23 protein-coding genes are annotated in these 26,293 nt (G+C 66.2%); 10 read left to right on the top strand and 13 right to left on the bottom strand.

The genetic code is table 11. The features are described 5' to 3' along the window. The first annotated feature begins 95 nt into the window (after window positions 1–95). Window positions 96–1,373: a TRAP transporter large permease gene (locus tag FEI13_RS06380; RefSeq protein ID WP_138180511.1), complete on the top strand. Its 1,278-nt coding sequence runs from the start codon at window positions 96–98 to the stop codon at window positions 1,371–1,373. An 87-nt stretch (window positions 1,374–1,460) separates the two neighbouring features. Then, on the top strand, window positions 1,461–2,219 hold the full coding sequence (locus FEI13_RS06375) for an IclR family transcriptional regulator (RefSeq protein WP_158294519.1): 759 nt from the start codon (window positions 1,461–1,463) through the stop codon (window positions 2,217–2,219). Window positions 2,220–2,225: 6 nt separating this feature from the next. Here the strand turns inward: FEI13_RS06375 and FEI13_RS06370 are convergent, their stop codons facing one another. The 4 genes from FEI13_RS06370 to FEI13_RS06355 form a co-directional block, all read right to left on the bottom strand. Continuing rightward, window positions 2,226–2,717 carry a universal stress protein gene (locus FEI13_RS06370; protein ID WP_138180508.1) on the bottom strand — a complete coding sequence of 164 codons (492 nt, stop codon included), beginning with the start codon at window positions 2,715–2,717 and terminating at the stop codon, window positions 2,226–2,228. 60 nt (window positions 2,718–2,777) lie between these two features. Then, window positions 2,778–4,118, bottom strand: coding sequence for a TRAP transporter large permease (locus FEI13_RS06365; protein WP_138180506.1), 1,341 nt, complete (start codon window positions 4,116–4,118; stop codon window positions 2,778–2,780). Between the two features lie 2 nt (window positions 4,119–4,120). Beyond that, window positions 4,121–4,684 (bottom strand): TRAP transporter small permease, encoded by a 564-nt coding sequence (locus tag FEI13_RS06360; RefSeq protein WP_138180504.1) that lies wholly within the window; start codon window positions 4,682–4,684, stop codon window positions 4,121–4,123. Between the two features lie 95 nt (window positions 4,685–4,779). Continuing rightward, a complete protein-coding gene (locus tag FEI13_RS06355) occupies window positions 4,780–5,766 on the bottom strand; it encodes a TRAP transporter substrate-binding protein (protein WP_204758368.1) in 987 nt (328 codons plus the stop codon). Window positions 5,767–6,188: 422 nt separating this feature from the next. Here FEI13_RS06355 and pdxR point away from each other — a divergent pair, with 422 nt between their 5' ends. Further along, window positions 6,189–7,661: a MocR-like pyridoxine biosynthesis transcription factor PdxR gene (pdxR, locus tag FEI13_RS06350; RefSeq protein ID WP_193555720.1), complete on the top strand. Its 1,473-nt coding sequence runs from the start codon at window positions 6,189–6,191 to the stop codon at window positions 7,659–7,661. A gap of 294 nt (window positions 7,662–7,955) precedes the next feature. Here the strand turns inward: pdxR and FEI13_RS06345 are convergent, their stop codons facing one another. From FEI13_RS06345 to xsc (FEI13_RS06335), 3 genes are all read right to left on the bottom strand, one after another. Continuing rightward, complete coding sequence (locus FEI13_RS06345; protein WP_138180498.1) at window positions 7,956–9,395, bottom strand: NAD(P)/FAD-dependent oxidoreductase; 1,440 nt, start codon at window positions 9,393–9,395, stop codon at window positions 7,956–7,958. A gap of 46 nt (window positions 9,396–9,441) precedes the next feature. Then, complete coding sequence (locus tag FEI13_RS06340) at window positions 9,442–9,825, bottom strand: nuclear transport factor 2 family protein (protein ID WP_138180496.1); 384 nt, start codon at window positions 9,823–9,825, stop codon at window positions 9,442–9,444. 348 nt (window positions 9,826–10,173) lie between these two features. Beyond that, window positions 10,174–11,994, bottom strand: coding sequence for a sulfoacetaldehyde acetyltransferase (xsc, locus tag FEI13_RS06335; RefSeq protein ID WP_138180483.1), 1,821 nt, complete (start codon window positions 11,992–11,994; stop codon window positions 10,174–10,176). Window positions 11,995–12,242: 248 nt separating this feature from the next. Between xsc (FEI13_RS06335) and FEI13_RS06330 the strand changes: the two genes are divergently transcribed. From FEI13_RS06330 to FEI13_RS06315, 4 genes are read left to right on the top strand one after another with little or no spacing between them, the layout of a single operon-like run. After that, window positions 12,243–13,223, top strand: a complete 981-nt coding sequence (locus tag FEI13_RS06330; RefSeq protein WP_138180494.1) for an AAA family ATPase — start codon at window positions 12,243–12,245, stop codon at window positions 13,221–13,223. Continuing rightward, window positions 13,220–14,953, top strand: coding sequence for a cobaltochelatase CobT-related protein (locus FEI13_RS06325; protein ID WP_138180492.1), 1,734 nt, complete (start codon window positions 13,220–13,222; stop codon window positions 14,951–14,953). The genes FEI13_RS06330 and FEI13_RS06325 overlap by 4 nt, the downstream gene beginning before the upstream one ends. A 25-nt stretch (window positions 14,954–14,978) precedes the next feature. Next, entirely contained in the window at window positions 14,979–15,332 is a 354-nt protein-coding gene (locus tag FEI13_RS06320) for a Lin0512 family protein (RefSeq protein WP_138180490.1), read from the top strand. After that, window positions 15,325–15,699, top strand: coding sequence for a Lin0512 family protein (locus tag FEI13_RS06315; RefSeq protein ID WP_138180488.1), 375 nt, complete (start codon window positions 15,325–15,327; stop codon window positions 15,697–15,699). Before FEI13_RS06320 ends, FEI13_RS06315 begins: the two co-directional genes overlap by 8 nt. Before the next feature lie 142 nt (window positions 15,700–15,841). Here the strand turns inward: FEI13_RS06315 and FEI13_RS06310 are convergent, their stop codons facing one another. The 4 genes from FEI13_RS06310 to xsc (FEI13_RS06295) form a co-directional block, all read right to left on the bottom strand. After that, window positions 15,842–16,591, bottom strand: coding sequence for a sulfite exporter TauE/SafE family protein (locus FEI13_RS06310; RefSeq protein WP_138180487.1), 750 nt, complete (start codon window positions 16,589–16,591; stop codon window positions 15,842–15,844). A gap of 241 nt (window positions 16,592–16,832) precedes the next feature. Continuing rightward, on the bottom strand, window positions 16,833–17,618 hold the full coding sequence (locus FEI13_RS06305) for a TSUP family transporter (protein ID WP_204758367.1): 786 nt from the start codon (window positions 17,616–17,618) through the stop codon (window positions 16,833–16,835). Window positions 17,619–17,640: 22 nt separating this feature from the next. Further along, the gene (gene pta / locus FEI13_RS06300; protein WP_138180485.1) at window positions 17,641–18,657 is read right to left on the bottom strand and encodes a phosphate acetyltransferase; all 1,017 of its coding nucleotides are present in this window, start codon (window positions 18,655–18,657) and stop codon (window positions 17,641–17,643) included. Between the two features lie 92 nt (window positions 18,658–18,749). After that, entirely contained in the window at window positions 18,750–20,570 is a 1,821-nt protein-coding gene (xsc, locus tag FEI13_RS06295; RefSeq protein WP_138180483.1) for a sulfoacetaldehyde acetyltransferase, read from the bottom strand. 222 nt (window positions 20,571–20,792) lie between these two features. Between xsc (FEI13_RS06295) and FEI13_RS06290 the strand changes: the two genes are divergently transcribed. Continuing rightward, entirely contained in the window at window positions 20,793–21,614 is an 822-nt protein-coding gene (locus FEI13_RS06290; protein ID WP_138180481.1) for an IclR family transcriptional regulator, read from the top strand. 284 nt (window positions 21,615–21,898) lie between these two features. Then, window positions 21,899–23,035: an aminotransferase class V-fold PLP-dependent enzyme gene (locus FEI13_RS06285; RefSeq protein WP_138180479.1), complete on the top strand. Its 1,137-nt coding sequence runs from the start codon at window positions 21,899–21,901 to the stop codon at window positions 23,033–23,035. 175 nt (window positions 23,036–23,210) lie between these two features. Here FEI13_RS06285 and FEI13_RS06280 read toward each other — a convergent pair whose 3' ends face one another. Continuing rightward, window positions 23,211–23,894 carry a CBS domain-containing protein gene (locus tag FEI13_RS06280; RefSeq protein ID WP_138180477.1) on the bottom strand — a complete coding sequence of 228 codons (684 nt, stop codon included), beginning with the start codon at window positions 23,892–23,894 and terminating at the stop codon, window positions 23,211–23,213. Window positions 23,895–24,015: 121 nt separating this feature from the next. Then, complete coding sequence (locus FEI13_RS06275) at window positions 24,016–24,765, bottom strand: DeoR/GlpR family DNA-binding transcription regulator (protein WP_138180475.1); 750 nt, start codon at window positions 24,763–24,765, stop codon at window positions 24,016–24,018. 179 nt (window positions 24,766–24,944) lie between these two features. On the opposite strand from FEI13_RS06275, the gene FEI13_RS06270 reads away from it, so the two are divergent. Then, a complete protein-coding gene (locus FEI13_RS06270) occupies window positions 24,945–26,216 on the top strand; it encodes a NupC/NupG family nucleoside CNT transporter (protein WP_138180473.1) in 1,272 nt (423 codons plus the stop codon). The last annotated feature ends 77 nt before the right edge of the window (window positions 26,217–26,293 follow it).

The following is a 26,293-nucleotide window of genomic DNA, read 5'->3' as shown; positions in this document are numbered from 1 at the left end:
TAGGCTACCAGACGCCGAGGGAGATTGAATTGGCAGCTGCGGCTTGAAAATGTGTCCGCTCTGACTTGACCAGAACAGGATTAGGAGGACGAATCATGACAGACGGTCTTCTTATTGGCCTGATCACTGCAGGCGTAACGCTCTTCTTCCTGCTCGGCGTGCCCATCTTCCTGGTCATCGGGTTATGGGTGGTCGGCACCAGCCTGGTCATCGACTTCACGCTGGCCAATATCGGCGTGACGCTCTTTCAGGGCCTGAGTTTCTTCGGCCTGCTGGCCCTGCCTCTGTTCATCCTGACGGGTGACCTGATCAACGCAGCGGGTATCGCCAAGCGGCTATCCGACTTCGCCTACTCGGTGCTGGGCTGGCTACGAGGCGGCATGGGCATGTCGACGCTGGGCGCCTGCGGCCTCTTCGCGGCGATCTCGGGCTCGAATGCCGGCACCACGGCCACCATCGGCTCGATCATGCACCCCGAGATGAAGAAGAACGGCTACGATGAACGATTTTCGGCGGCCACCGCGGCATGCGGGGGCACCGTCGGCATCATCATCCCGCCGAGTATCATCTTCATCGTCTACGGCTTCATGATGAACCTGTCGATCAGCGATCTGTTCATTGCCGGCATGATTCCCGGTGCCATGATGGTGCTGGGCATGATGGTGGCCTGCCACCTGGTGGCACGGCGTCACAGCTGGGGCACCCTGATTCCCTTCAAGGTCAAGGAAAGTGCCGTCTTCGCGCGCAAGGCCTACCTGGGCTTCGCCACCATCGCCGTCGTGCTCTACGGCATCTATTCCGGCAAGTTCTCACCGACCGAGGCCGCCGCCATCACCGTCGGTTTCACCCTGATCGCGGGACTCCTGATCACCAGGGAAATCAGCATCTTCAAACTACCGGCCATCATGCTCCGCTCGGGACAGATCGCCGGCATGCTGGCGCCGCTGATCGCCATCTCGGTGGTAATGCAGCAGCTGCTGTCCGTGCTCGGGGCCGGCCAGATCCTGGAAGAGCTCTTGAATAATCTTGGCAACTACTACGCCATACTGGGCGCTTGCATGGTGATGATCCTGCTGGCCGGCATGATCCTGGAGAGTCTGCCGGTGACCATTATCCTGGCGCCCATCCTGGCGCCGATCGCCCAGAGTGCCGGCGTGGACCCCATCCACTTCTCGGTGATCTTCCTGGTGGGGGCCGCCATCGGCTTCGTCACGCCGCCGTTCGGCCTCAACCTGTACGTGGCCAGCAGCATCACCGGCATTCCCTATCTCAGGCTGGTACGCTACGTGATTCCCTACTTCATTGCGCTCATAGTCGCCTGGCTCGCGATCGCCCTGCTACCACCACTTTCCATGTTCCTGGTCAACCTGTGACCCGTCCGATGCGCAGCAGGTCCTCGCGGACCTGTTGCGTTATCATCGGGGCGGCTACCGCCAGAACGCTCGCCGCAAGGAATGCCCATGGCCAAAGACCCCTCCACCAACACCACCCTCCTTCGTGCCATCAGCCTGCTCGAGGAGATTGCCACCGCGGAACACGGCATCAGCGCCGCGGATCTCGACAGGCGACTGGATATCCCCAAGCCGACGATCCACCGCCTGTTGAAACAGCTCGAGGAGCAGCAGCTGGTCACGCGGGAGCTAGACGGCCGCCACCTGTTGCCTGGACCGCGCCTGCATCGCATGGCCATGGGCACGTTGGCCAATGAAAGCCTGAAGGCGCCGCGCCGACAGCTGCTGGAACGCCTGGCCGGGGAGATAGGCGAGACCTGCAACCTGTTGCTGCTCGATGGCCATCAACTGCTCTACTACGACCGGGTGGAAACCAACTGGCCGGTGCGCATCCAGCTGACGCCGGGATCGCGCCTGCCCCTGCACTGCACGGCCAGTGGCAAGCTGTTTCTAGCCCTGATGCCACACCACCGACGCCGCGCCCTGCTCTCGACCCTGATGCTGGATGCCCACACGCCCTATACCATCACGTCCCTCTCGACCCTGGAGGAGCATCTCGTCCAGATCGCCCGGGATAACTTGAGCACCGATGACGAGGAGTTCATCCAGGGCATGGTCGCGATCGCGGTCCCGATCTTCGACCAGGTAGGCCATATGCAGGCCACGCTCGCCGTCCACGCGCCACGACTTCGCCACTCCATCGAGTCGCTGCTGGAATGGGCCCCCCTGATGCGTCAGATCGCCTCGGAGCTGGAAGAGACCCTCTAGCGACGCTTACTCCTGCCGAGGCGGCACCACCACCACCGGCACCCTTGCACGCTTGATCACGCCCTTGGTGACCTTGCCGGCATAGGTGGCCGCGAAGCCGCGCTTGTTGGCCGCCATCACGATCATGTCGCTGCCGGTGCGCGTGGCGTAGTGGCTGATCACCGAGGAGGGGTAGCCCTCGAGCACGCTGCGCGTCACCTCGCGCTCGCCGAAGGCCTCGCGACGCTCGGGATGGCGGGACCAGAAGGCCTCGAGGCGCTCATCGAGTTCCTGGCGCGCCTGGTCGAGGCGCTGGGCCATCAGGCTCTCGAGCATCTGGCGATCCTGGATGTTGGTCTTGAGAGTGTTGAACACGTCGTCGGAGAGCGACTTGACCGCGTGCAGCACGTGCAGCTCGGCGCCGGTGGCCTGAGCGAGGTCCACCGCCTGGGCCAGCACCGGGTCGCAGTCGCCCCTGAGCCCCACGCAGCAGAGGATGCGTCGAAGTCCATGCGTCATGATTTTCCTCCTTCGGCGCGGCAGCGAAGACGCCGCGCCGATGTCAGCGACGGATCGCGGCTAATAGCCCAACAAGCTGGGCAGCCAGAGCGATATCTGCGGAAAGTAGGCGATGATGAACAGCGCCACGATGGAGCCCGCGGCGAAGGGCAGCGCCTTCAGCGAGATCTCCTCGATCGAGGCGCCGCCTATCCCCGAGGCCACGAAGAGGTTCTCCCCGAGCGGTGGCGTCTGGAAGCCGATGGCCAGGGCGCAGACCACCACGATGCCGACGTGCACCGGGTCCATGCCCAACATGTACATGATCGGCAGCAGCACCGGGGTGAGGATCATGATCGCCGCCAGGGTCTCCATGAACATCCCCACGAACAGCAGGAAGAAGATGATCATCGCCCAGATGAGGTAGGTGTTGTCGGTGAAGCCCAGCATCGCCTCGGCGATGATACCGGGGACCCGCTCCTCGACGAGCAGGCGACCGAACACCGTGGCGGTGAACAGGATCAGCAACACTCGGCCGGTGATCCAGGTGGTGGTCTGCAGCGTGCGTAGGGCCGGCTTCCAGGCCAGCTCCCGGTGCAGGAAGACCCCCACGATCAGCGTGTAGAAGATCGCCACGATGGCCGACTCGGTGGGGGTGAACAGCCCGCTGTAGATGCCGCCGAGGATGATGATCGGCGCCAGCATCGACCAGATGCCCTTGCGCAGGGTGCCGCGGATCTGGGGCCAGGACCAGTGATCGGTGAGGCCGCGATAGCCGCGATGGCGCGAGATGAAGTAGTTGATGGTCAGCAGGCAGCCGGCGATGACCACCCCCGGCAGGATGCCGGCGATGAACAGCTTGGGAATCGACAGCGTCTGGAAGGCGCCGTGCTCGGCGATGGCCTCCGGTGGTGGCTGCAGGCCCATGCCGGAGATGCCGAAGATGACCATCGGGATCGAGGGTGGAATCACCACCCCGAGACCGCCCGAGGAGGCGGTGATGGCCGAGGCGTAGCCGCGATCGTAGCCGCGGTTGGCCATGGCCGGGATCATCAGCATGCCCACCGCCGCCGTGGTCGCCGGCCCAGAGCCGGAGATCGCGCCGAAGAACATGCAGGCGAACACCGTCGCCGCAGCGAGTCCGCCGGTCACGGGCCCGGCGAAGGCCTCGGCGATGTCGACCAGGCGCTTGGAGATGCCGGCGGCCTCCATCAGCGCCCCGGCCAGGATGAACGCCGGCAGCGCCATCAGCGGGAAGGAGCCCACCGAGGTGAAGGCGATCTGCACGAACGCCATAGGGTTCTCGCCCAGGCTGATGAAGGTCGTCAGTGCCGCCACGCCCAGCGACACCGTGATGGGTGCCCCGAGGATCAGCAGCAGGAAGAAGACGCCGAACAGTACGTAGACAATCGTGGCATCCATACTCAGTGCTCCCGTCGCGTCGGGTCATCGCCCGCCGCGTCATCGTTGTGCTTGAGTTTCTCGACCTCCTCGGACTCGGGGTCCACGAGGTCCGCCTTCTTGACGAACTTCAAGTAGTTGTTCTGAAGGATTCGCAGCGTCATGGCAACGAAGGCGATGGGCAGGATCAGATAGATATACTTCATCGGAATGCCCAGGGTCTGAGACTTCCAGAAGAGGTTCATCTTGTTGAAGACGAAGTCATAGCTTAAATAGATGAAGACGGCATTGAAGCCGATCCAGATCAGGTCGGTGAGCAGGGTGCAGAACGTCTCGACCCAGCGCGGCAAGAACTTGAACTGGAAGGTGACGCGGTTGTGCGCCGACATCTTGGTGGCATAAGCCGCCCCCAGGTAGGCGAACCAGACGAAGGCGTAGGTCGCCAGCTCATCGCCCCAGGGCAGCGAGTAGTTGAAGAGGTTCCTGAGTACGATCTGGGCGAACAGCAATAGGACGAAGGACACCAGGAGGAGCTGACAGAGGACGCTCTCCAGGCTGTCAATGATCTTGAAGAGTAGCGATTTCATAAGACAGGCCCCTTGCGATCAGGCTCCCGATGGGCAGTTCCCCGCACCGGCCGGGGGCCGATGCGGGGGGACACTGCATGTCGCGGTGGCGACGATTACGACTGCGGGGCGGGATCGCGACCCAGGGCCTCGAGTGCCTGGTCGAGCTTTTCCTTGCCGCCGATGCTGTCGTAGAATTCGGGCCAGATGCCGGTGGCCATCTCGATCCACTGCTGCTCGTCGTTGGCGGGCTCGGTGATCTGCATGCCGTGCTCTTCCACCAGACGCTTCTTGATGGCTTCCTCACTTTCCAGCAGGAAGTCATAGCTGTGGCTGGTGGCTTCCTGGCCGGCTTCCAGCACGATCTCCTGCATCTCGGGGCTGAGGCTCTGGAACTTGCCCTCGCTGATGATCAGCGGCTGCAAGGAGAAGACGTAGCAGCTGTCAGTGACGTGATCCTGGACTTCGTAGAACTTCATGGTGTCGATGGTGATATAGGGGTTGTCCTGACCGTCGACGACGCCCTGCTGCAGCGCGGTGAAGGTCTCGGACCAGGCCAGCGGCGCAGGATTGACGCCCCAGGCCTGGTAGGCGGCGATCATGATCTCGTTCTTGGGCACCCGAATGTTCAGGCCATCCAGATCCTCAGGCGAGGCCACGGGACGGGCGGAGTTGGTCAAACGGCGGCAGCCGGAGTAGGCCCAGCCCAGGATGCGCACGCCGGCATCGCGGATGGTGTTCTGGGTGAGTTCCTCGGCGATCTCGCCCTGGGTCAGCGTCTTGGCATCCTCGGGGCTCTGGATCACGTAGGGCAGGGTCAAGACCCCTACCGTCGGCGAGAACGGCGTGATGTTGTTGATGGCCAGCACCGAGAGATCGAGAAGCCCCATGCTGGCGTTGTTGACGGTGTCCTGCTCACTGCCGAGCTGGCCGTTGGGGAACAGGTCGATGGTGACCTCACCCCCGGTCTTCTCCTCGACGATGTCGGCAAAGGTCGTGCCCAGTTCGTACTGGGTGCCGCCGGCGGCATCGCCCAGAGCCATCTTCCAGGTCTCGGCCATGGCCTGGCCGCTCAGTGCCAGGGTCGCGGCGGATACTGCCATGGGGAGGAGTAGTTTCTGGATACGCATTGTAAACTCCACAGCTTGTTATTGTCGGAAAGACAGGATGCCTGCTTGTGCGAGGCGCTCCTGGATGACGGCAAGCCAGGGTGTCCATCGAGGACGGCCCAAGGCGGCGATTCGAGGTGATTTGTTGTGATGCTCACCGCGCCTGCCTCGACTCCGCGATCTCCCCCCTCGCCGATCATCGGGATACATGCTGTACGCCATATCCTGACTACCATGTTCTACGCACTCCCCCCGGGCGCCACTAGAACCAGTCTTCCGATATCGATTGGTCCAGCCCGCCTGGGGCGTGAACGATGACCGACGCGCCGGGTCGGCCCTGCCGCCGCCATGGTGCCCCAGCAGTATGGCATAATCTCCAGCAGCCTTTTCTAATGCCTTGGCGAGACACAATTTCAATGAGCCAGCTTCTCTTCCATCTCGACCCCGACCTTCCGGAGAGCCTGCAGAAACAGCTGCGCGAGCAGATCGCCCGCGCCATCCTCGACGGCCATCTGCCCCTGGACGAGCCGCTACCCTCGAGCCGCAAGCTGGCCAAGGAGCTGCATGTCGCCCGCAACACGGTAATGCTGGCCTACGAGCACCTACTCGACGATGGCTACCTGATCGCCAGGAAGCGCAGCGGCTACTTCGTCAATCCCGAAATCCTCGAGGGCCGAGCCGAGAAACCGGTGCGCCTGAACGATATCGACGCCGAGCGCCTGCCCTGGGAAGAGCTGCTGACCATGCACCCCTCCCGGCAGCAGACCATCAACAAGCCCAGCGACTGGCATCGCTACGACTATCCGTTCCTCTACGGCCAGATCGACCCCGAGCTGTTTCCGACCCAGCACTGGCGGGAGTGCAGTCGCGACTCGATGAGCGTGCCGGCGATCCGCAGCTGGTCGGTGGACCACCTCAATGACGACGACCCGCTGCTGATCGAACAAATTCACCAGCGCCTGCTGCCGCGTCGCGGCGTCTGGGCCGCCCCCGAGGAGATCCTGGTCACAGTGGGCGCCCAGCAGGCGCTGTGGATCACCAGCATGCTGCTGCTCAAGGCCGGCCGTCGTTTCGGCATGGAGAATCCCGGCTATGTCGACATGTACAACATCGCCCGCACCTTTACCGACGATGTCCACCTGCTCCCGGTCGACGACCAGGGCATGCGCCTCGACCCGACGATCGCCGATTGCCAGCTGCTCTACGTGACGCCGAGCCATCAGGCGCCGACCACGGTCACCATGCCGCTGGAGCGGCGCCGCGAGCTGCTCGACATGGCGGAGATCGACAACTTCCTGATCATCGAAGACGACTACGAGAGCGAGACCAACTACCTGGACAACCCCACGCCGGCGCTGAAGAGCCTGGATCGCCACAATCGGGTGATCTACGTGGGCAGCCTCTCCAAGACCCTGGCGCCGGGCCTGCGCCTGGGCTACATGGTCGGCCCGCCGGCGCTGATCCGCGAGGCCCGGGCGCTGCGCCGCCTGATGCTGCGCCACCCGCCGACCAACAACCAGCGCGCCGTGGCCCTGTTCCTGGATCGCGGCTATCACGATGCCCTGCTGCGCCAGATCCACCAGGTGTTCCATAGCCGCTGGCAGCGCATGAACGAGGCGCTGGCCCGGCACATACCCCACGCCTTCGTTCCCTCGACCTACGGAGGCTCGTGTTTCTGGGTAAAGGGGCCCGAGGGACTCGACTGCCATGAGTTGCGTCGCCTGGCGGCCGAGCAGAGCATCCTGATCGAATGCGGCGACATCCACTTCTTCGACGACCCCCACCTCGAGTACTTCCGGCTGGGCTTCTCGGCCATTCCCGAAGCGCGCATCGAGGCCGGCATCGAACGCCTGGCGGCGCTGATTCCCCAGGCGGTTACCCCCTCCTGACGACCGCCCTCACCCGCGCGACACGAAAAAGAAAGCCGTCGCCAGAAGGGTCACTTCCAACCTACAAGCGCAATTTATTGTCGGTTCGACGCCTCGACGAATGGCGCCGATAAGTGCCTTGGGCTTAGTGCCTTTTGCCGGGAAGGCCTCCGGCCTTCTTTCGCGATCTGAAGATCACTCCCACGAGAAAGTGACCTGCAAGCCGCGCCCTTTTCTGCCGAACAGCATCACGCTAATTTGCGATGGCCCAGAAGAAAGCCGCCTCGAGGGCGGCTTCAATGGGGTCAGGTGCGCTCAGAGCACCTCGTCCTTCAGGTGGTACCAGCGGTAGAGGAAACGCTGGCCGAAGCGCCGAAAGGGGGCGAAGGCCTGGGACTCGACCTTCTCGCGCAGGTTGGGGAACGGCAGCTTCGAGGTGAAGATCGGCAGGTCCAGCTCCTGGCCGTGCCCGGCGATCCACTGCGCCAGGCGTCGCCCGGCCTGGGCCGAATACATCACGCCGTTGCCGCCGTAGCCCAGGGCGTAGTAGACCGTCTCCTTGGCATCAGGCTGATGGATGCGCGGCATCATGTCGTGGCTGACATCCACCCAGCCCCACCAGGAGTAGTCGATATCGACGCCCTTCAGTGCCGGGAACTTGCGGTGCATGTCGCCGATCAGCATCGCCTCGTACTTCTTCTGCGGCGCATCGCGACCGGTGATGGCGCTGCGGCTGCCGATCTGCAGGCGGTTGTCCGGCAGCAGGCGGTAGTAGTGGCGCAGGATCCGGGTATCGGTGATCACCTGGCGCGTGCGCAGACTGCAGGCCTCGAGCTCGTCATCGGTCAGCTTACGCGTGACGATGGAGTTCGAGAGGATCGGCAGCAGGCGGTTCTTGAGCTCGCGGTGCAGGCTCTGGGAGGTGTAGCCGCCGGTGGCGATGCCCACGGCCCGTGCCTTGACCACCCCACCCGGCGTCTGCAGATAGTGCACACCGCCGCGGGTCTCGAAGCCCTGCACCGGACTTGCCGGATGAATCTTCACCCCCAGCGCCCGCGCCTTGCGGTGATAGCCAAAGGCCAGCTTGCCGGCGTGGATACCGATGCCCTCGGGCTCGTGCATGGCGCCGGCTGCCTCCTGATCGCCGAGCCACTCGCGCTTCACCGTGTCGGCGTCGAGGATCTGGGCGTCGTAGTCGAAGGTCTCGCGCAGCAGCTTCGCTTCTTTTTCGAGGGTCGGCATCACCTTGTCGCGGTGGGCCACGTACAGGTGACCGCCCGGCTGGGGCTCGCAGTCGATGTCCTTGATCAGCTCCTTGAAGGTCGCCATGCCGTCGAGGCATTCGCGATGCAGCTTCAGGGCGGTATCCAGGCCATAGCGCTGGATCCACTGAGAGCGCTTGAGGCGACCGGAGGCACACTGAGCCTGGCCGCCGTTGCGGGTCGAGCAGCCCCAGCTGGTGCGGTTGGCCTCGAGCACCGTGGCCTTGATGCCGTACTCCTGGGCCAGGAAGATCGCCGCCGTGAGCCCCGTGAAGCCGGAGCCGATGATGACCACATCGGCATCCGTGTCCTGGGTGATGGGTCCGTCATCGGCCGGCGGCTCGCCGGCGGTGCCGATCCAGTAGGTTGGCGCATAGTCACGACCCGCCCCCGGGGTGGCGCTCTTCAGGGGGTCATAGGCCGGATCATATGGCTGGGAGGGTGAGGTCTTGGTCGCCTCGGTCTCCCCGCTTCTTGGCATTGTTGTCTCCATGATCGGACTCCTAGCAGTCTGGATGCGGTGCTCGAACCCGGGGCAATCAGGCGTTGACGGGGGGACGGTTCTTGCGGAAGGCGTTCTTCACGGCGATCTTGCCGTCGCGGAAGGTGAAAGCGTCGATCATGCGCGCCTCGGAGCGTACGCCGTCGGTGGTGGTGCCCTGATAGGTGGACTCGGTGAAGCCCTTGTCGCCGATCACGTGGTGCTCGGCGTCGGTCCAGCTGGCATCGGGGGCGGTCTTCCAGGCGTTCTCGAGGCCCTGGCGCACCTCGGCCTGGCCGATGAAGCTCTTGCCCTGCAGCTCCGGGCCGGCGATGGCGTAGAAGACGCAGTCGTCGGTCATCATGCTCATGACGGCATCGATGTCGTGGCGGTTCAGGGCATCGCTGAAGGCTTCGAGAAGTTCGGTGGTCGGTTGGCTCATGACGGGCTCCTGACGGTTGTCGTTGTTAGGACGGTCGCTAAAGGACTGTCGTTACTGAACGGGTGACACATCGAGGCGGCACATCGGCCGCGAACGGATCCAGCCTACTGACAAAACCGAGGAGGCATTAGCGCCAGATACACACCGGCGGTTGGACCAGCGCGTTCGCCATGAACGGAGAGGCGTCGCGCCGCTCGGCACACGTTCAGTATGCAAGAAGCCCCGTCCCAACGGCGACCGGCGTCGTTGGATCGGGGCTTCTTGCGCAGGTCTCGGTCAATCGTCAGATAAAAAAGCCCCCGGCGAGGCCGGGGGAACACGTTGCAGCACGTTCGGCAGTACTTTTTCTCAGACGTAGTCCTGATACTTCTCGAGCAGGCGCACCGGCTTCTTCAGCGCGTCGCGGCGGAAGGGGTCGCCCAGCTCACGGGTGCACATGATCTCGATGATGCAGGTCTTGCCCTCATTCATCTGCAGGTCCACCGCCTTCTTCAGCGCCGGGCCCACGTCCTCGAGGCGATCCACGGTGATGCCCTCGGCGCCCATCGCGCGGCCGATCTCGGCGAAGCTCTGGTTGTCCAGCTCGCCGGCCACGAAGCGACGGTTGTAGAACTCCACCTGGTTCTTCTTCTCCGCACCCCACTGGCGGTTGTGGAACACCACCGCGGTCACCGGGATGTCGTGACGCACCGCGGTCATGGTCTCCATCAGGCTCATGCCCCAGGCGCCGTCGCCGGCGTAGGCGATCCCCGGACGCTCCGGCGCGGCTACCTTGGCCCCGATCATGGTGGGAAAGGCGTAGCCGCAGTTGCCGAAGCTCATCGGCGCGAAGAAGCTGCGCGGCTTCTCGAAGCGCAGGTAGCTGTGCGCTACGGCGTTGATGTTGCCGATGTCGGTGGAGACCATCGCGTCCTCGGGCATGGCCTTCTCGAGCTCACGCAGCACCTGGCGCGGGTGCAGGTACTCGCCGCCGGAGAACGGCGTCTCGCCCTGGGCCTCGTCGATGGCGTCGAGGCTGAACGGGTCCTTCTCGTGGGTCCACTCGTCGAGCTCGCGCTCCCAGGCGTCCTTCTCGCTGGCGATCTGCTCGGCGCGGCTGTCCTTGGTGGCGTCGCAGGCCAGGTCACGGCCGGTCAGGCGCTCGGTGATCGCCTCGGCGGCGTCCTTGGCGTCGCCGCAGATGCCCACCGCGATCTTCTTCACCAGGCCCAGCATCTTGTGGTCGGCGTCGATCTGGATGATCTTGGCGTCCTTCGGCCAGTAGTCCAGGCCGTGCTGCGGCAGGGTACCGAACGGCCCCAGGCGAGTGCCTAGCGCCACCACCACGTCGGCCTGGGCGATCAGCTTCATGCCGGCCTTGGAGCCCTGGTAGCCCAGCGGGCCGCACCACAGCGGGTGGCTGGCCGGGAAGGAGTCGTTGTGCTGGTAGCTGTTGACCACCGGCGCGCCGAGCCGCTCGGCCAGCGCCTGGCAGGCGTCGACGCCATCGGCCATGACCACGCCGCCGCCGGAGACGATCACCGGGAACTCGGCCTTGGCCAGCAGCTCGGCCGCCTCATTGAGGGTGCGGGTGCCGCCCGGGCCGCGGTCGAGACGCGCCGGCTCGGGAATCTCGCATTCGATCTCGCCGTAGAAGTAGTCCCGCGGGATATTCAGCTGGGTCGGGCCCATCTCGGACATCGCCCGGTCGAAGCAGCGCCCGGTATACTCGGCCATGCGCGACGGGTGAGTCACGTGGCCCTGGTACTTGGTGAACTCCTGGAACATCGGCAGCTGCTGGCACTCCTGGAAGCCGCCCAGGCCGATGCCGGTGGTGCCCGTCTCGGGGGTGACGATGACCACCGGGGTGTGCGCCCAGTAGGCCGCGGCGATGCCGGTCACGGCGTTGGAGATGCCCGGGCCGTTCTGGCCGATCACCGTGCCGTGGCGGCCGGAGACGCGAGCATAACCGTCGGCCATGTGCGCCGCGCCCTGCTCGTGGACCACCGGAATCAGGCGGATGCCGGCCGGGGCGAAGATGTCCATGGCGTCCATGAAGGCCGAGCCCATGATGCCGAACATGTCGGTCACCCCGTTGGCGACCAGGGTCTCCACGAAGGCCTCCGAGGGCGTCATCGTCTGCTTGCCTTTCACGACCTGGCGGGTGTCTGTGGTGTCTTGGGTGCTCATGGGGTGTCCTCCGAGCCCGTCATCCGGGTTGTGTTATATGAGATGATTTATTCCGGCTTCCGGAATACGGACTGACTCTAGGCAGTCCCCCTACCCTCGTCAAGGAAAAGTTCCATAAAACGATACGATTTGATTCTTTTTACGAAATTGATCTATGCTCACTGGACACTCCGGCAGCGACGTCCCCTGCCAGCAGTATCGACCAGGGACGCCCAAGGTCAACGGTCCCCCGGGCCGAGGAGATGGTGATGACAGACCCCATGAATGCCCAGCCCGACATCCTGGTGTCGGTTCGCGAACTCTTCGGCATCGACAGCGACCTCGAGGTCCCCGCCTTCAGCTGGCGCGACGAGTACGTGCCCGAGATCGACGAGGCCTATCGTTTCAACCCCGACGTGACCCTGGCGATACTCGCCGGCTTCACTCGCAATCGCCGGGTGATGGTCCAGGGGCTGCACGGCACCGGCAAGTCGACCCATATCGAGCAGGTGGCGGCGCGCCTCAACTGGCCCTGCATGCGGGTCAACCTTGACGGCCATATCAGCCGCCTCGATCTGGTGGGCAAGGACGCCATCGTGATCCGCGACGGGGTGCAGGTCACCGAATTCCAGGAGGGCATCGTGCCCTGGTCGCTGCAGCGGCCGGTGGCCTTGATCTTCGATGAGTACGACGCCGGCCGCCCGGACGTGATGTTCGTCATCCAGCGCATCCTCGAGCGCGACGGCCACTTCACGCTGCTCGACCAGAACCGGGTCATCCACCCCCACCCCTACTTCCGGCTGTTTGCCACCGCCAACACCGTGGGGCTCGGTAACCTTTCCGGGCTCTACCAGGGCACCCAGGTGCTCAACCATGCCCAGATGGATCGCTGGAACATCGTCGCCAAGCTCGACTACCTGCCCCGTGAGGAGGAGGCGGCCATCGTGCTCGGCCGGGTGCCCAGCAAGGACACCGAGAAGGGCCGCAAGCTCATCGCCTCCATGGTGGCAGTGGCCAACCTGACGCGTCAGGGCTTCGCCGCCGGCGACCTGTCCACGCTGATGTCGCCGCGCACGGTGATCACCTGGGCCGAGAACTGCGAGATCTTCCGCAACCCGGCCCTGGCCTTCCGGCTCTCCTTCCTCAACAAGTGCGACGAGGCCGAACGTCCCCTCGTCGCCGAGTACTACCAGCGCTGCTTCGGCGAGGAGTTGGACGAATCCTGGATGCGGGAGGCGACTCCGTCATGACCCAAAGCGCCCAGCAGCAGGCGCGCCGGCAGCAACGGATCGAGGAGTTGTGCGCGGCCAGCCTGCGCGCCATGACCGGCGATGCCGGCCTGCACTACCGGGGGCGCCGGCTGTATCAAGGAGAGACACGCCTGCCGACCCATGCGCCACACCTGCGCATCGATCCCGCGCAGGACGACTTCGCCGACTGCCGGGCCGCCGCCGACGGCATGGCCCTGCGCCTGCTGCACTCCGACCCGGCCCTGCACCGTGCACGCTGCCCCGAGGAGCCGGTCGAGCGCCTGATCTTCGAGCTGCTCGAACAGCTGCGCGTGGAGACGCGCGTCCCCGACGACATGCCGGGCATGGCCGACAACCTGCGGCAACGCTTCGAGAGCTGGTCGCGAGCCTTCTATCGCTCCGGGCTCACCGAGGGCAGCATCGGCCTGCTGCTCTACACCGTGGCGCAGATGTGCTGGTCGCGCCTGCAGGCGCGGCCGGTGCTCGAGGAGACCGAAGACTACATCGAGGGCACCCGCGCCTCCCTGGTGAGAGAGCTCGGCACGGCGCTCTATGGCCTGCGCCGCCAGCGCCACGATCAGGCGGCCTACGCCGAGCATGCCCTGGCCATCGCCCGGATCGTCGCCACGCGGGTGCGCGCCGAACGGGCCCAGGCCGGTGACGAGGAGGAGGAGGAGGAACCGGCGGAAGCGGCCAGCGACGCCTTCGCCCTGCTGCTCGACCTCGAGGACGGCGACGGCGACGAGGACGGCGTGGCGGCCGCCACCACCGGGCACAGCAAGACCTTCGAGGACGCCGCCCAGGCCTATCGGGTCTTCACCACCCGCTTCGACCGCGAGGTCGCCGCCGGCAGCCTGGTGCGCCGCGCACTGCTGCGCGAGAACCGCGAGCGGCTCGACCAGGCCACCGCCGAGCAGGCCATCAACCTGCCGCGCCTGGCCCGGCGGCTGGGCAGCGTGCTCTGGGAGCCGCGCGTCGACGGCCGCTCCTTCGGCGAGGAGGAGGGGCGCATCGACGGGCGGCGCCTCGCCCAGCTGGTCAGCTCACCCACCGAGCGACGCCTGTTCTATCGTGACCAGGTGAAGCTCGGCACCGACTGCGCCGTCAGCCTGCTGATCGACTGCTCGGGCTCGATGAAGCACCACATCATGCCGGTGACGATGATGGCCGAGAGCCTGATCCGCGCCCTGGAGATGATCGGGGCGAGCACCGAACTGCTCGGCTTCACCACCGGCGCCTGGAACGGCGGCCGCGCCTACAAGGCGTGGATGAGCGGCGGGCGTCCCCGCGGCCCGGGGCGCCTCAACGAGGTGTGCCATATGGTGTTCAAGGACGCCGAGCGCAGCTGGCGGCGTGCGCGCACCGACACCGCCGCGCTGCTCAAGCCCGACCTGTTTCGCGAGGGGATCGACGGCGAGGCGGTGGACTGGGCCTGCGAACGCCTGCTCGCCCGGCCCGAGAACCGCCGCATCCTGATCGTGATCTCCGATGGCTGCCCGGCGGACAGCGCCACCAACCTGGCCAACGACCCCTTCTACCTGGACAACCACCTGAAGGAGGTCGTCGCCCGGCGTAGCCGGGAGGGCCAGGTGGAGGTGCTCGGCCTGGGTGTGGGCCTGGACCTGAGCCCCTTCTACCGCCGCTGCCTGGCCACCGACATGGCCCAGGCGTTGGACACCCACCTGTTCGACGAGATCGTCGAGCTGATCGGCGGCCGCCACCGGCGCTGACGATCGAAAAACACAGGAGACCTCAATGACCAAGACCCGCGTGGTGACCCAGTTCGGCATGGGCACCTCGATCCGTAGCCGGAACTATACCGAAGCCGCGGCACGGGCGATCCGTGATGCGCTTTGGCACAACTCGCTCAACGTTGCCGACGCCTTCGGCTTCCCCAAGGAGGCCATGCTGATCGACGTCGAGATCGGGGTACAGGACCCCGCCGCCGTCGACCCGGCGGCCCTGCTCGGCATCTTCCCCTATGGCCAGCCCTCGGTCCGCCTGGTCAAGGGCGGGCTGGACGTGGACAAACCCGACGGCAGCGGCACCAGCGTGATCGCCAACGCCGCCATCGTCGTCTCCTTCGACATGGAGCCCGATCATGACTGAGCGTCGCATCATCCTGGAAATGGGCAGCGGCAATGACCTCTACGGCGAGGATTACACCAAGGCGGCGTGTCGCGCCGTGCACGACGCCCTGCACCACTCCTCCATCGTGCTGTTCAAGTCGCTGGGCATCGACCATCGCGAGATGCGGGTCCAGGTGACCATCGGCGTGCAGGAACCCGAGCGCGTCGATGCCGCGGTGGTGGCGGCCGAGCTGCCTCGCGGCCGCGCCGAGGTCAGCGTGGTGCACGGCGGGCTCAACGTTCACGACCCCGTGCAGGAGACCACCCATGTGGTGGCCACCGCGGCCATCGCCGCCTTGCTGCCCCTCGAGGAAGGCGCCTGGCGGCTCTGCGACGCCGCCGAGTAGCGACTGGGAAGCAGGAGGTGCAGAGTAAGGAATAGGGATAAGGAGTAAGGACTCGCCGAGCGCAGAGGCCCCTCCCCCGCCGGCGTTGGCCGGCGGTGCTCCCCAGGCGGCGCGCCGCCTACACCGCCGCTTCTTACACCAGCTAAATCAGTTCGGAGACGATCAGCCCGCCGCCGATCACCATCAGCGTGACGAAGGCGACCCGGCGCATGGCCAGGGGTGAGAGCCGGGGCGGCCAGCGCCGTCCAGCATAGGTGACCATTGCCACCACGGGAATCGCCCAGGCGGTGAGCATGAAGATCTCGAGATCCAGCCCGCCCGTGGCGGCAACGAACAGGGTACGCATGCCCGAGGTGCAGGCGAACATCAGGATCAGCATGTTGCGGATCGCCACCGGAGGCAGCGGCTGGCGATAGCACTGGTAGATCACCGGCGGCCCGGCGATGCCGAAGAGCCCGCCACAGAGCCCCGAGAGCGCACCGCTGAGGAAGAAGCTGCCCCGCGAGGAGAGGGTCTCGCGCTGTCGGGGGCGCAGCACCAGGCTGAGCCCGCCATAGCACACCAGCAGGCCCAGGGCGATGCGCAGCACGCTCTCGGCGCTGCCGCTCATTACGTCGAGCAGCAATACGCCGATCACGGTCGCCGGCACGATGCCGAGCACGGTGGCCCCGATCACCGCCATGTCGAGATGCTTCAGCTTGCCCGGCAGTGCCACCGCGCTGTTGGCCAGCATCATCAGGCTGACTACCGCGGCGACCGAGGCCACGGGTGCGACAGCAAGCCCGCTGGTCGCGCCCATCACGATCATGCCCAGCCCGAAGCCGGTCACCGTCTGGAAGTAGCCGGCGATGGCGGCAATGGCGATGAAGGAGAGTAGTACCTCGAGGGTCATGATGCTTTCGATCCTGTTTGCGGCTTCCGTCCTGACGCGGGTCGCTCGGAAGGGGGAGCGTAGCCACGCGCATGCATGCACATGGCATGCACATCAATAGCGACGAGACGTCGACACCGCGTGGCGGGCATCGGCCCCGCCAATCCTGATGGCGCGCGCTTCCTCGCACCGGGATGACACCACGGATCTCGCCTATGCCCTGAAAAAGGCGACGTAAGATGCCAGGATAACGCCGGTAATACTAGCCCGACGCCAGCAAAAGTACGCCTTTCAGCAGGATCACTGCACCCAGTCCGATCAGGGTCAGCATGGCCAGCCGACGCATCAGTCCGGCGGAGCACGGCGGGGGGTAGCGCCGCCCGAGCCAGGTCGTGCCGCCCACCACCGGCATCGACCACAGGGCGAGCTGCCAGACGTCACCGGTCAGCCCGCCATGGCTCGCGACATAGAGGGTGCGCACCCCGGAGGTGATCGCGAAACACAGGATCAGCAGCAGTCGGATCGTCTCCAGCGGCAGCGGCTGGCGGTAGCAGTGGTAGATGACCGGCGGCCCGGGAACGCCGAAGAGCCCGCCGCAGAGTCCCGTCAAGACGCCGCTCGCGGCGAAGGTCCAGGAGCGGGATTCGGCGTGGCGAGGACGGGGCTGCAAGCCGATGCTGATGCCCCCGGACAGCACCAGGGCGCCCAGCAGCAGGGTGAGCAGCACCGTGAAGGTGGCGTCCAGCCACGACAGCAGCCAGACGCCCACCATGATGGAGGGCACGATGCCCACCGCGAGCGCCATGATCCGGTGCGCTCCCAGGCCGCGCCATTTCCCCGGCAGGGCGACGGCACTGTTGACCAGGGTCACCAGGCTGACCACCGCCGCCAGCACCGGCACCGAGGCCACGCCTAGCCCCCCGGCGGCGCCCATCACGATCATGCCGAGGCCGAATCCCGACACCGTATGCAGGTAGCCGGCCACGCCCATGATGGCGAGCGTCGCCGCGAGCGCCCCGGGCTCCATCGTCAGGGTCCAGGGGGCCATGGCGCAGTGCCGGTGATGACCATCAGGCCTCGCCGGCGGCCGACAGGCTCTGCGCCTGCACCGTGGTCACCGCGATCACATGGAAGATATCATCGACGCTGCAACCCCGGGAGAGGTCGTTGGCCGGCTTGGCCAGGCCCTGCAGCAGCGGGCCGATGGCCTCGGCGCCGCCGATCCGCTCGGCCAGCTTGTAGCCGATGTTGCCGGCCTCCAGGTCCGGAAAGATCAGCACGTTGGCGTTGCCCTTGACCTTCGAGTCGGGCAGCTTGCGCTCGGCGATCTCGGCCACGATGGCGGCGTCGAGCTGTACGTCCTCATCGATGGCGAGCTCCGGCCGGGCGGCCTTCACCTCGCGGGCGGCCTGCACGACCTTCTCGACGCTACCGTGCCGGGCGCTGCCGCTGGTCGAGAACGACAGCATGGCCACCCGCGGCGCCTCGTCGAGCAACGCCTGGGCGCTGTCGGCGGCGGCCATGGCGATCTGGGCGAGCTCCCCGGCGCCGGGATCGATGACCAGGCCGCAGTCGGAGAAGATCATGCCGCCCTTGAGGCTGTGGAAGGGCTTGCAGAGCATCATCAGGAAGAAGCTCGAGACCAGCTTGCTGCCCGGGGCCAGCCCCAGCAGCTGGATGGCGCTTCTCACCACGTCGGCGGTGGTGTTCACCGCCCCCGCCACGGTGCCGTCGGCGTGCCCCTCGCGGACCAGCATGTTGGCGAAGCAGAGCGGCTCGCGTATCGCCGTCGCGGCCTGCTCCGGGGTCATGCCCTTCTTCTCGCGCAGCGCCAGTAGCGCCCGCGCCAGGTCGTCGGTCAGGGGCGAGTCGGCCGGGTCGATCACCTCGACCGCCGCCAGGTCGACGCCGCAGCGCTTAGCGGCCGCGGTAATGCCTGCGCGGCTTCCCACCAGGAGGATCTGGGCGATGCCCTGCTCCGCCGCCTTCGCGGCCGCGCTCAGGATGCGCTCATCCTCGCCCTCGCAGAGCACGATGCGCCGGGGATCGCGGCGCGCGCGCTCGAGAATCTGATTCAAGGCTTTCATGCGATGGCCTCTTGTGCCTGCCGCACGGCGCGGCAGTCCTCAGACAAAAAAGCCCCCGGCAGCGCCGGGGGAACACGTTGCAGCACGTTCGATCAGACGTAGTCCTGATACTTCTCGAGCAGGCGCACCGGCTTCTTCAGCGCGTCGCGGCGGAAGGGGTCGCCCAGCTCACGGGTGCACATGATCTCGATGATGCAGGTCTTGCCCTCATTCATCTGCAGGTCCACCGCCTTCTTCAGCGCCGGGCCCACGTCCTCGAGGCGATCCACGGTGATGCCCTCGGCGCCCATCGCGCGGCCGATCTCGGCGAAGCTCTGGTTGTCCAGCTCGCCGGCCACGAAGCGACGGTTGTAGAACTCCACCTGGTTCTTCTTCTCCGCACCCCACTGGCGGTTGTGGAACACCACCGCGGTCACCGGGATGTCGTGACGCACCGCGGTCATGGTCTCCATCAGGCTCATGCCCCAGGCGCCGTCGCCGGCGTAGGCGATCCCCGGACGCTCCGGCGCGGCTACCTTGGCCCCGATCATGGTGGGAAAGGCGTAGCCGCAGTTGCCGAAGCTCATCGGCGCGAAGAAGCTGCGCGGCTTCTCGAAGCGCAGGTAGCTGTGCGCTACGGCGTTGATGTTGCCGATGTCGGTGGAGACCATCGCGTCCTCGGGCATGGCCTTCTCGAGCTCACGCAGCACCTGGCGCGGGTGCAGGTACTCGCCGCCGGAGAACGGCGTCTCGCCCTGGGCCTCGTCGATGGCGTCGAGGCTGAACGGGTCCTTCTCGTGGGTCCACTCGTCGAGCTCGCGCTCCCAGGCGTCCTTCTCGCTGGCGATCTGCTCGGCGCGGCTGTCCTTGGTGGCGTCGCAGGCCAGGTCACGGCCGGTCAGGCGCTCGGTGATCGCCTCGGCGGCGTCCTTGGCGTCGCCGCAGATGCCCACCGCGATCTTCTTCACCAGGCCCAGCATCTTGTGGTCGGCGTCGATCTGGATGATCTTGGCGTCCTTCGGCCAGTAGTCCAGGCCGTGCTGCGGCAGGGTACCGAACGGCCCCAGGCGAGTGCCTAGCGCCACCACCACGTCGGCCTGGGCGATCAGCTTCATGCCGGCCTTGGAGCCCTGGTAGCCCAGCGGGCCGCACCACAGCGGGTGGCTGGCCGGGAAGGAGTCGTTGTGCTGGTAGCTGTTGACCACCGGCGCGCCGAGCCGCTCGGCCAGCGCCTGGCAGGCGTCGACGCCATCGGCCATGACCACGCCGCCGCCGGAGACGATCACCGGGAACTCGGCCTTGGCCAGCAGCTCGGCCGCCTCATTGAGGGTGCGGGTGCCGCCCGGGCCGCGGTCGAGACGCGCCGGCTCGGGAATCTCGCATTCGATCTCGCCGTAGAAGTAGTCCCGCGGGATATTCAGCTGGGTCGGGCCCATCTCGGACATCGCCCGGTCGAAGCAGCGCCCGGTATACTCGGCCATGCGCGACGGGTGAGTCACGTGGCCCTGGTACTTGGTGAACTCCTGGAACATCGGCAGCTGCTGGCACTCCTGGAAGCCGCCCAGGCCGATGCCGGTGGTGCCCGTCTCGGGGGTGACGATGACCACCGGGGTGTGCGCCCAGTAGGCCGCGGCGATGCCGGTCACGGCGTTGGAGATGCCCGGGCCGTTCTGGCCGATCACCGTGCCGTGGCGGCCGGAGACGCGAGCATAACCGTCGGCCATGTGCGCCGCGCCCTGCTCGTGGACCACCGGAATCAGGCGGATGCCGGCCGGGGCGAAGATGTCCATGGCGTCCATGAAGGCCGAGCCCATGATGCCGAACATGTCGGTCACCCCGTTGGCGACCAGGGTCTCCACGAAGGCCTCCGAGGGCGTCATCGTCTGCTTGCCTTTCACGACCTGGCGGGTGTCTGTGGTGTCTTGGGTGCTCATGGGAACCTCCATGGGAGCGCTGGGTGTCGGATCTGGCGTTGGTGCCATCTCGTTATTGTGTTGATACCGAGACTTTATTTTTTTGATACCAATGGTTCCGATATCTGGAACCTGATCAAAAAGTAGCGCTGCATCGGCGAGCCGTCAACAAAATTCCATAAAACGGTACAAATTGATTTCTTTTCAGGAACAAATTACCTTGAGGCCAAAGGGAGAGCCGATATGACGACCAATCGATCCGAGATGAGCCGCCTCGAGGGCGATACGCCAGCACAGCGCCTGCTGGCCCTGCTGGAGGTGATCGCGGGGAAGGATCAGTTCTTCACGCTGCAGGGTATGGTCGAGGAGACCGGCCTGCCCAAGCCCACCCTGCACCGCATGCTCCAGCAGCTCGAGACCTCGGGCATGCTGCAGCGCGAGGCCGACGGCCGCCACTACAGCAAGGGCAGTCGCCTGCGCCGCCTGGCCGAGTCGCTGCTCCTCAACGATACCGTGCACGGGGCCCGCCACGCGGTGCTGCGCAAGCTGGTCGACGACGTCGGCGAGAGCTGCAACATCACCGCGCTCTCCGGCGGCGAGGTGCTCTATCTCGATCGCGTGGAGACCTCGGCGCCGCTACGCTTCTATCTGCACCCCGGCTCCCGGGTGCCGGTGCACTGCTCGGCCAGCGGCAAGCTCTTCCTCGCCCAGATGGCACCCGCGCAGCGTCGGCGGCTGCTCAACGAGATGTCGCTGGAGAGCTTCACGCACAACACCCTCGTCGATCCCGAGGCCCTCGAGGCCGAGATCGAGGCCGTGGGGCGCCAGGGCTATGCCTTCGACGACGAGGAGTTCCTGCCGGGGCTCTTGTGCATCGCGGTACTGGCCCCTAACCCCGACGGGCCCTCGAACACCGGACTGGCCATCCAGTCACCGATCATGCGCATGACCCGCGACAAGGCGCTGGAGTGCCTGCCGGCCCTGCAGCGTGCCGCCGAGCAGATCGCCGCCATCAATCGCGAGGCGCTCTCGGACGTCGCCCAGGCCGCCGCCGGCGAGCGCTGAGCCGCCGCCTGACGGACGTCAGGGCTATCGCAGTTAGCTCGGCCTCGAAAGCGAAAGGCGCCGGGGACAGGTCGAAGAGGGGGTCCGGAGGCCAGGGAAGGCGGAGGTAGCGTACAGGGAGGTATTCACAGCGCCCCCTCGAAGGCCTGTCGCCGGGAAAGCCTTGCGCGATGTTGCCAACGGCGATAGCCCTGTGACGGACGTGGGACGACTGGCCTGAACGCGTGATTGCGAATATGCTCTGGAGCATACGCAATGGCCCGTACCACAACAGGGAGACCGCAATGGCCGGACTGCTACCCGATGTCGACCCCGATGGACTGCTCGAGTACTCGGTGGTCTATACCGATCGGGCACTGAACCACATGTCGAAGAGCTTCCAGGGCGTGATGCGCGACGTGTCCGCCACGCTGAAGGAGGTCTACCACGCGCACTCGACGGTCATCGTGCCCGGTAGCGGCACCTTCGCCATGGAAGCCGTGGCGCGCCAGTTTGCCAAGGACCGTCGCTGCCTGGTGATCCGCAACGGCTGGTTCAGCTACCGCTGGAGTCAGATCCTGTCGATGGGCAAGATCCCCTCCGACGTCAACGTGCTCAAGGCCCGCCGGCTGGACGAGGACGATGCGACCTCGCCCTTCGCGCCGCCGCCCATCGAGGACGTGGTCGAGGCGATCCGCGAACAGCAGCCGGACATCGTCTTCGCGCCCCACGTCGAGACCTCCTCGGGCATGCTGCTGCCGGACGACTACCTGCAGAAGATCGCCGACGCCATCCACGACGAGGGCGGCCTGCTGGTACTCGACTGCATCGCCTCCGGCACCCTCTGGGTCGACATGCAGGACGTCGGCGTCGACGTGCTGGTCAGCGCCCCCCAGAAGGGCTGGAGCGCCAGCCCCTGCTGCGGCATGGTCATGCTCTCTCGCCAGGCGCGCGAAATCATCGAGGAGACCACCAGCACCAGCTTCGCCTGCGACCTGAAGAAATGGCTCTCGATCATGGAGACCTATGAGGGCGGCGGACACGCCTACCACGCCACCCTGCCCACCGACGGCCTGCGCCAGCTGCGCGACGTGATGCGCGAGACCCAGCAGTACGGTTTCGACAAGGTGCGTGACGAACAGCGTGAAGTAGGTCGCCTGGTGCGAGACATGCTCGCCAAACATGGCTACCGGAGCGTGGCGGCGCCGGGCTTCGAGGCGCCTGGCGTGGTGGTCAGCTACACCGATGACGAGGCCATCGTCGCCAAGTTCCTCGAGGCCGGCGTCCAGGTGGCCGCCGGCGTGCCGCTGATGTGCGACGAGGGCGATCACTTCCGCACCTTCCGCATCGGCCTGTTCGGCCTCGACAAGCTCCACCACCCGGAGCGCACCCTGGAGAGCCTGCAAGCAGCGCTTTCCAAGGTGCAGGCCACCGAGGCGTGATCCGCGAAAATTAGTCCGCGACTTGGTTCGCGGCGTAGCTCGAGGTTTCTCCCAGAGAGCCGCCGCGCCGCGGATGGCCTAGATGGCATGACTGACAGCGGGGCGGCCTCCTGGCCGCCCCGCTGTCGTTGGTGTCGAACTCTCGCGAAACCAGGAAAAACGCGCGCGGTCGAACTCAGGCCGTCCCCACGCCCCGCGGCACGAAGCCCAGGTTGTTCTCGACCTCCTTGACGCCGTCGATGTTCTCCGCGGCGACCTGCACGGCCCAGCGCTGCTCCTTGCTCTCGACGAGCCCCCACAGCTGCACCTTGCCGTCGGCGACGATAACGTTGAGGCGGTCGACCATCACGCCAGTGTTCTCGTCCACTTCCTTGAGGATGGCATCGCGGATCGCGCGGTCGTCGTCGCCGCCGGCCGGCTGGCGCGCCACGGAGAAGCCGCGCAGCAGGTTGGAGCGGCTGACGATGCCCACCAGCTTGCCGTCGCGCACCACCGGCACCCGCTTGATGCGGCGCTTCTCGAGCAGTGAGGCGATGTGGTGCAGCGGCTCGTTCTCGTCCACGGTAAGGGGATTGGGGGTCATGATCTGACCCGCCTTGCGCCCGTGGGTCTTCACGTAGTCCCCGGCATCGCCGCCGCCGCTGAAGATCCTGAGCCACCAGGAGCGGCGCTCGTCCTCCTCCGGCTCGATCCGCGCCATCAGGTCTCCCTCGCTGACGATGCCGAGGACCCGGTCGTCGGCATCGACCACCGGCACGGCGCTGATGCCGTGTTCCAACAGCAGGCTGGCGATCTCGCCGACATCGCTCTCGGGGGTAACGGTGATCACGTTGGTCGTCATGACATCTGCGGCTTGCATAGGGCGTGTCTCCAGACGATGGATAGTCGTTATTCTCGGTGAGTCGCCTTTCAAGTTAGCAACCCTTTGAGCGTCCTGCCTTGATGCCGGACAGCTTTATGCGCCTCCTGCAGTCGCCACCTCAGGGCCGGGCGGACTCGCCCCCGACGATGCGCTCGTCGCCCGTGGCGTCGGTGACGATCTCGTCGATGTCATCGAGCCCGGCGAAGCGCATCGGGCGGATGACCCCGAGCTTGCTCTCGTCCACCACCAGCAGGCGCCGCGCCGCGGTGGCGATGGCCGCCCGCTTGGGCGCCACCTCATGGAAGTGGAAGCAGGTCAGGCCCTGGCGCTCGTGCACGCCCGCGGCGGAGAGGAAGGCCTTGTTGATGCCGAGGCGGCGGATGGCGGCGTCCACCTCGTCGCCGGCGAAGGAGCGCGACGAACCGTGATAGAGCCCGCCCAGCAGGATCAGGCGCACCCCGGGGAGCACGCTCACCGCCTCGGCCACGTTGAGGGCGTAGGTCACTACGGTGAGAGAGCGGTCGCGGGGAAGACCGGCGGCGAGCGGCATCAGGGTCGTGCCGCAGTCGATGAAGAGGGTGTCGCCGGTCGCGATGCGATCGAGCGCCAGCCGACAGAGGCGGCGCTTGGCCGCGGCGTGGCGATCCTGCTGGGCGGCCAGGTCGTAGACCGGCGCATAGCGCGGATCGTCGCTGCGCACCAGGTGGCCTCCCATCAGCTGCAGCCCGCCCTCGGAGGCGGCCAGGTCGCGGCGAATGGTCATCGGCGAGACGCCGCACAGCACCGCGGCCTCGTGCAGCCGCAGGCTGCCGCCATGGGCGAGGGCCTCCCTCAGCCGGGCGAGGCGCCGGGCACTGCGTTCGTTCATCTACTGCGGCTCTCCTGATGCCCCGTTTCCAGCGCCGTTTTCAGTCCCGGAAAACGACCCACGATGACTGAAAGATGTTAAAAAAATAACACTGAATGTGATAGTTTTCACCTCACACTCACGCGTCACATTCACCCGCATGCCTGCCCCTCCAGGCCGCCCCATCGGATAGGTGCCCCATGACCCTCTTCATGAGCGTGGTCGGCATGGTGACCCTGGTTGCCATCGCCCTGCTGTTCTCCTCCGACCGCCGCGCGATTCGCCTGCGCACCGTGCTGGGCGCCTTCGCCATCCAGGCCGGCATCGGCGCCTTCGTGCTCTACGTGCCGGTCGGCCAGGCGGTGCTCGCCACCGTCTCCGACGCCGTCAGCCAGGTGGTGCTCTACGCCAACGACGGCATCGACTTCGTGTTCGGCGGCCTGGCCGACGTCGAGGCCACCGGCTTCGTCTTCGCCATCAAGGTGCTGCCGGTGATCATCTTCTTCTCCTCGCTGACCGCCGTGCTCTACTACCTGGGCATCATGCAGTGGGTGATCCGCCTGCTCGGCGGCGCCCTGCAGAAGGCGCTGGGCACCTCGCGCACCGAGTCGCTCTCCGCCACCGCCAACATCTTCGTCGGCCAGACCGAGGCGCCGCTGGTGGTGCGGCCCTTCATCGCCCGCATGACCCCGTCGCAGCTGTTCGCGGTGATGTGCGGCGGGCTCGCCTCGGTGGCGGGCTCGGTGTTGGCCGGCTACGCCGCGCTCGGCATCCCCATGGAGTACCTGGTCGCGGCCTCCTTCATGGCCGCACCCGGCGGGCTGCTGTTCGCCAAGCTGCTGATGCCGGAGACCGCAACGCCCAATGACGACATGGACGAGGCCGAGGAACGCCTCGACGCCGAGGAGCACCATCCCACCAACGTGCTGGACGCCGCCGCGGCCGGCGCCAGCTCGGGCCTGATGCTGGCCGCCAACGTCGGCGCCATGCTACTCGCCTTCATCGGCCTGATCGCCCTGATCAACGGCATGCTCGGCGGCATCGGCGGCTGGTTCGGCCTGGAGTCGCTGAGCCTGGAGCTGATCCTCGGCTGGCTCTTCTCGCCGCTGGCTTTCCTGCTCGGCGTGCCCTGGGAGGAGGCGACGCTCGCCGGCTCGTTCATCGGCCAGAAGCTGGTGGTCAACGAGTTCGTGGCCTATATCAATCTTGCCCCCTACCTCGACGGCGAACAGGTGGTGGCCGCCACCGGGCAGCTGATGACACCCCACACCATGGCGGTGCTCTCCTTCGCCCTGTGTGGCTTCGCCAATCTCTCCTCGATCGCTATCCTGCTCGGGGGACTGGGCAGCATCGCCCCGAGCCGCCGCCACGAGATCGCCCGCTTCGGCCTCAAGGCGGTGCTGGCCGGCACCCTCTCGAACCTGATGTCGGCGTCTTTGGCCGGCTTCTTCCTGGCCCTGGCCGCCGCATGACCGCGCCGTCGTCGGCCCTCTGCGGCGGGGCGGCGACGGCACTCTAACGCCCCCACTTTCACGCCGTACCGGAGCCC

The sequence above is a fragment of the Halomonas urmiana genome (genome assembly GCF_005780185.1).
Classification (GTDB): Bacteria; Pseudomonadota; Gammaproteobacteria; order Pseudomonadales; family Halomonadaceae; genus Halomonas; species Halomonas urmiana.
The sequence above is the reverse complement of the archived record's forward strand: the minus strand, read 5'-3'. Positions and strand labels throughout refer to the sequence as shown.

Excerpts from the sequence above, each read along its gene's own strand:
- FEI13_RS06340 (WP_138180496.1), bottom strand. The coding sequence starts at position 9,825 with ATGAGCCAACCGACCACCGAACTTCTCGAAGCCTTCAGCGATGCCCTG.
- FEI13_RS06360 (WP_138180504.1), bottom strand. The coding sequence starts at position 4,684 with ATGAAATCGCTACTCTTCAAGATCATTGACAGCCTGGAGAGCGTCCTC.
- FEI13_RS06355 (WP_204758368.1), bottom strand. The coding sequence starts at position 5,766 with ATGGCAGTATCCGCCGCGACCCTGGCACTGAGCGGCCAGGCCATGGCC.
- FEI13_RS06305 (WP_204758367.1), bottom strand. The coding sequence starts at position 17,618 with ATGGCCCCCTGGACCCTGACGATGGAGCCCGGGGCGCTCGCGGCGACG.
- FEI13_RS06365 (WP_138180506.1), bottom strand. The coding sequence starts at position 4,118 with ATGGATGCCACGATTGTCTACGTACTGTTCGGCGTCTTCTTCCTGCTG.
- FEI13_RS06325 (WP_138180492.1), top strand. The coding sequence starts at position 13,220 with ATGACCCAAAGCGCCCAGCAGCAGGCGCGCCGGCAGCAACGGATCGAG.
- FEI13_RS06375 (WP_158294519.1), top strand. The coding sequence starts at position 1,461 with ATGGCCAAAGACCCCTCCACCAACACCACCCTCCTTCGTGCCATCAGC.
- FEI13_RS06275 (WP_138180475.1), bottom strand. The coding sequence starts at position 24,765 with ATGAACGAACGCAGTGCCCGGCGCCTCGCCCGGCTGAGGGAGGCCCTC.
- FEI13_RS06380 (WP_138180511.1), top strand. The coding sequence starts at position 96 with ATGACAGACGGTCTTCTTATTGGCCTGATCACTGCAGGCGTAACGCTC.
- FEI13_RS06345 (WP_138180498.1), bottom strand. The coding sequence starts at position 9,395 with ATGGAGACAACAATGCCAAGAAGCGGGGAGACCGAGGCGACCAAGACC.
- pta (WP_138180485.1), bottom strand. The coding sequence starts at position 18,657 with ATGAAAGCCTTGAATCAGATTCTCGAGCGCGCGCGCCGCGATCCCCGG.
- xsc (WP_138180483.1), bottom strand. The coding sequence starts at position 11,994 with ATGAGCACCCAAGACACCACAGACACCCGCCAGGTCGTGAAAGGCAAG.
- FEI13_RS06285 (WP_138180479.1), top strand. The coding sequence starts at position 21,899 with ATGGCCGGACTGCTACCCGATGTCGACCCCGATGGACTGCTCGAGTAC.
- FEI13_RS06330 (WP_138180494.1), top strand. The coding sequence starts at position 12,243 with ATGACAGACCCCATGAATGCCCAGCCCGACATCCTGGTGTCGGTTCGC.
- FEI13_RS06310 (WP_138180487.1), bottom strand. The coding sequence starts at position 16,591 with ATGACCCTCGAGGTACTACTCTCCTTCATCGCCATTGCCGCCATCGCC.
- xsc (WP_138180483.1), bottom strand. The coding sequence starts at position 20,570 with ATGAGCACCCAAGACACCACAGACACCCGCCAGGTCGTGAAAGGCAAG.
- FEI13_RS06370 (WP_138180508.1), bottom strand. The coding sequence starts at position 2,717 with ATGACGCATGGACTTCGACGCATCCTCTGCTGCGTGGGGCTCAGGGGC.
- pdxR (WP_193555720.1), top strand. The coding sequence starts at position 6,189 with ATGAGCCAGCTTCTCTTCCATCTCGACCCCGACCTTCCGGAGAGCCTG.
- FEI13_RS06315 (WP_138180488.1), top strand. The coding sequence starts at position 15,325 with ATGACTGAGCGTCGCATCATCCTGGAAATGGGCAGCGGCAATGACCTC.
- FEI13_RS06290 (WP_138180481.1), top strand. The coding sequence starts at position 20,793 with ATGACGACCAATCGATCCGAGATGAGCCGCCTCGAGGGCGATACGCCA.
- FEI13_RS06280 (WP_138180477.1), bottom strand. The coding sequence starts at position 23,894 with ATGCAAGCCGCAGATGTCATGACGACCAACGTGATCACCGTTACCCCC.
- FEI13_RS06270 (WP_138180473.1), top strand. The coding sequence starts at position 24,945 with ATGACCCTCTTCATGAGCGTGGTCGGCATGGTGACCCTGGTTGCCATC.
- FEI13_RS06320 (WP_138180490.1), top strand. The coding sequence starts at position 14,979 with ATGACCAAGACCCGCGTGGTGACCCAGTTCGGCATGGGCACCTCGATC.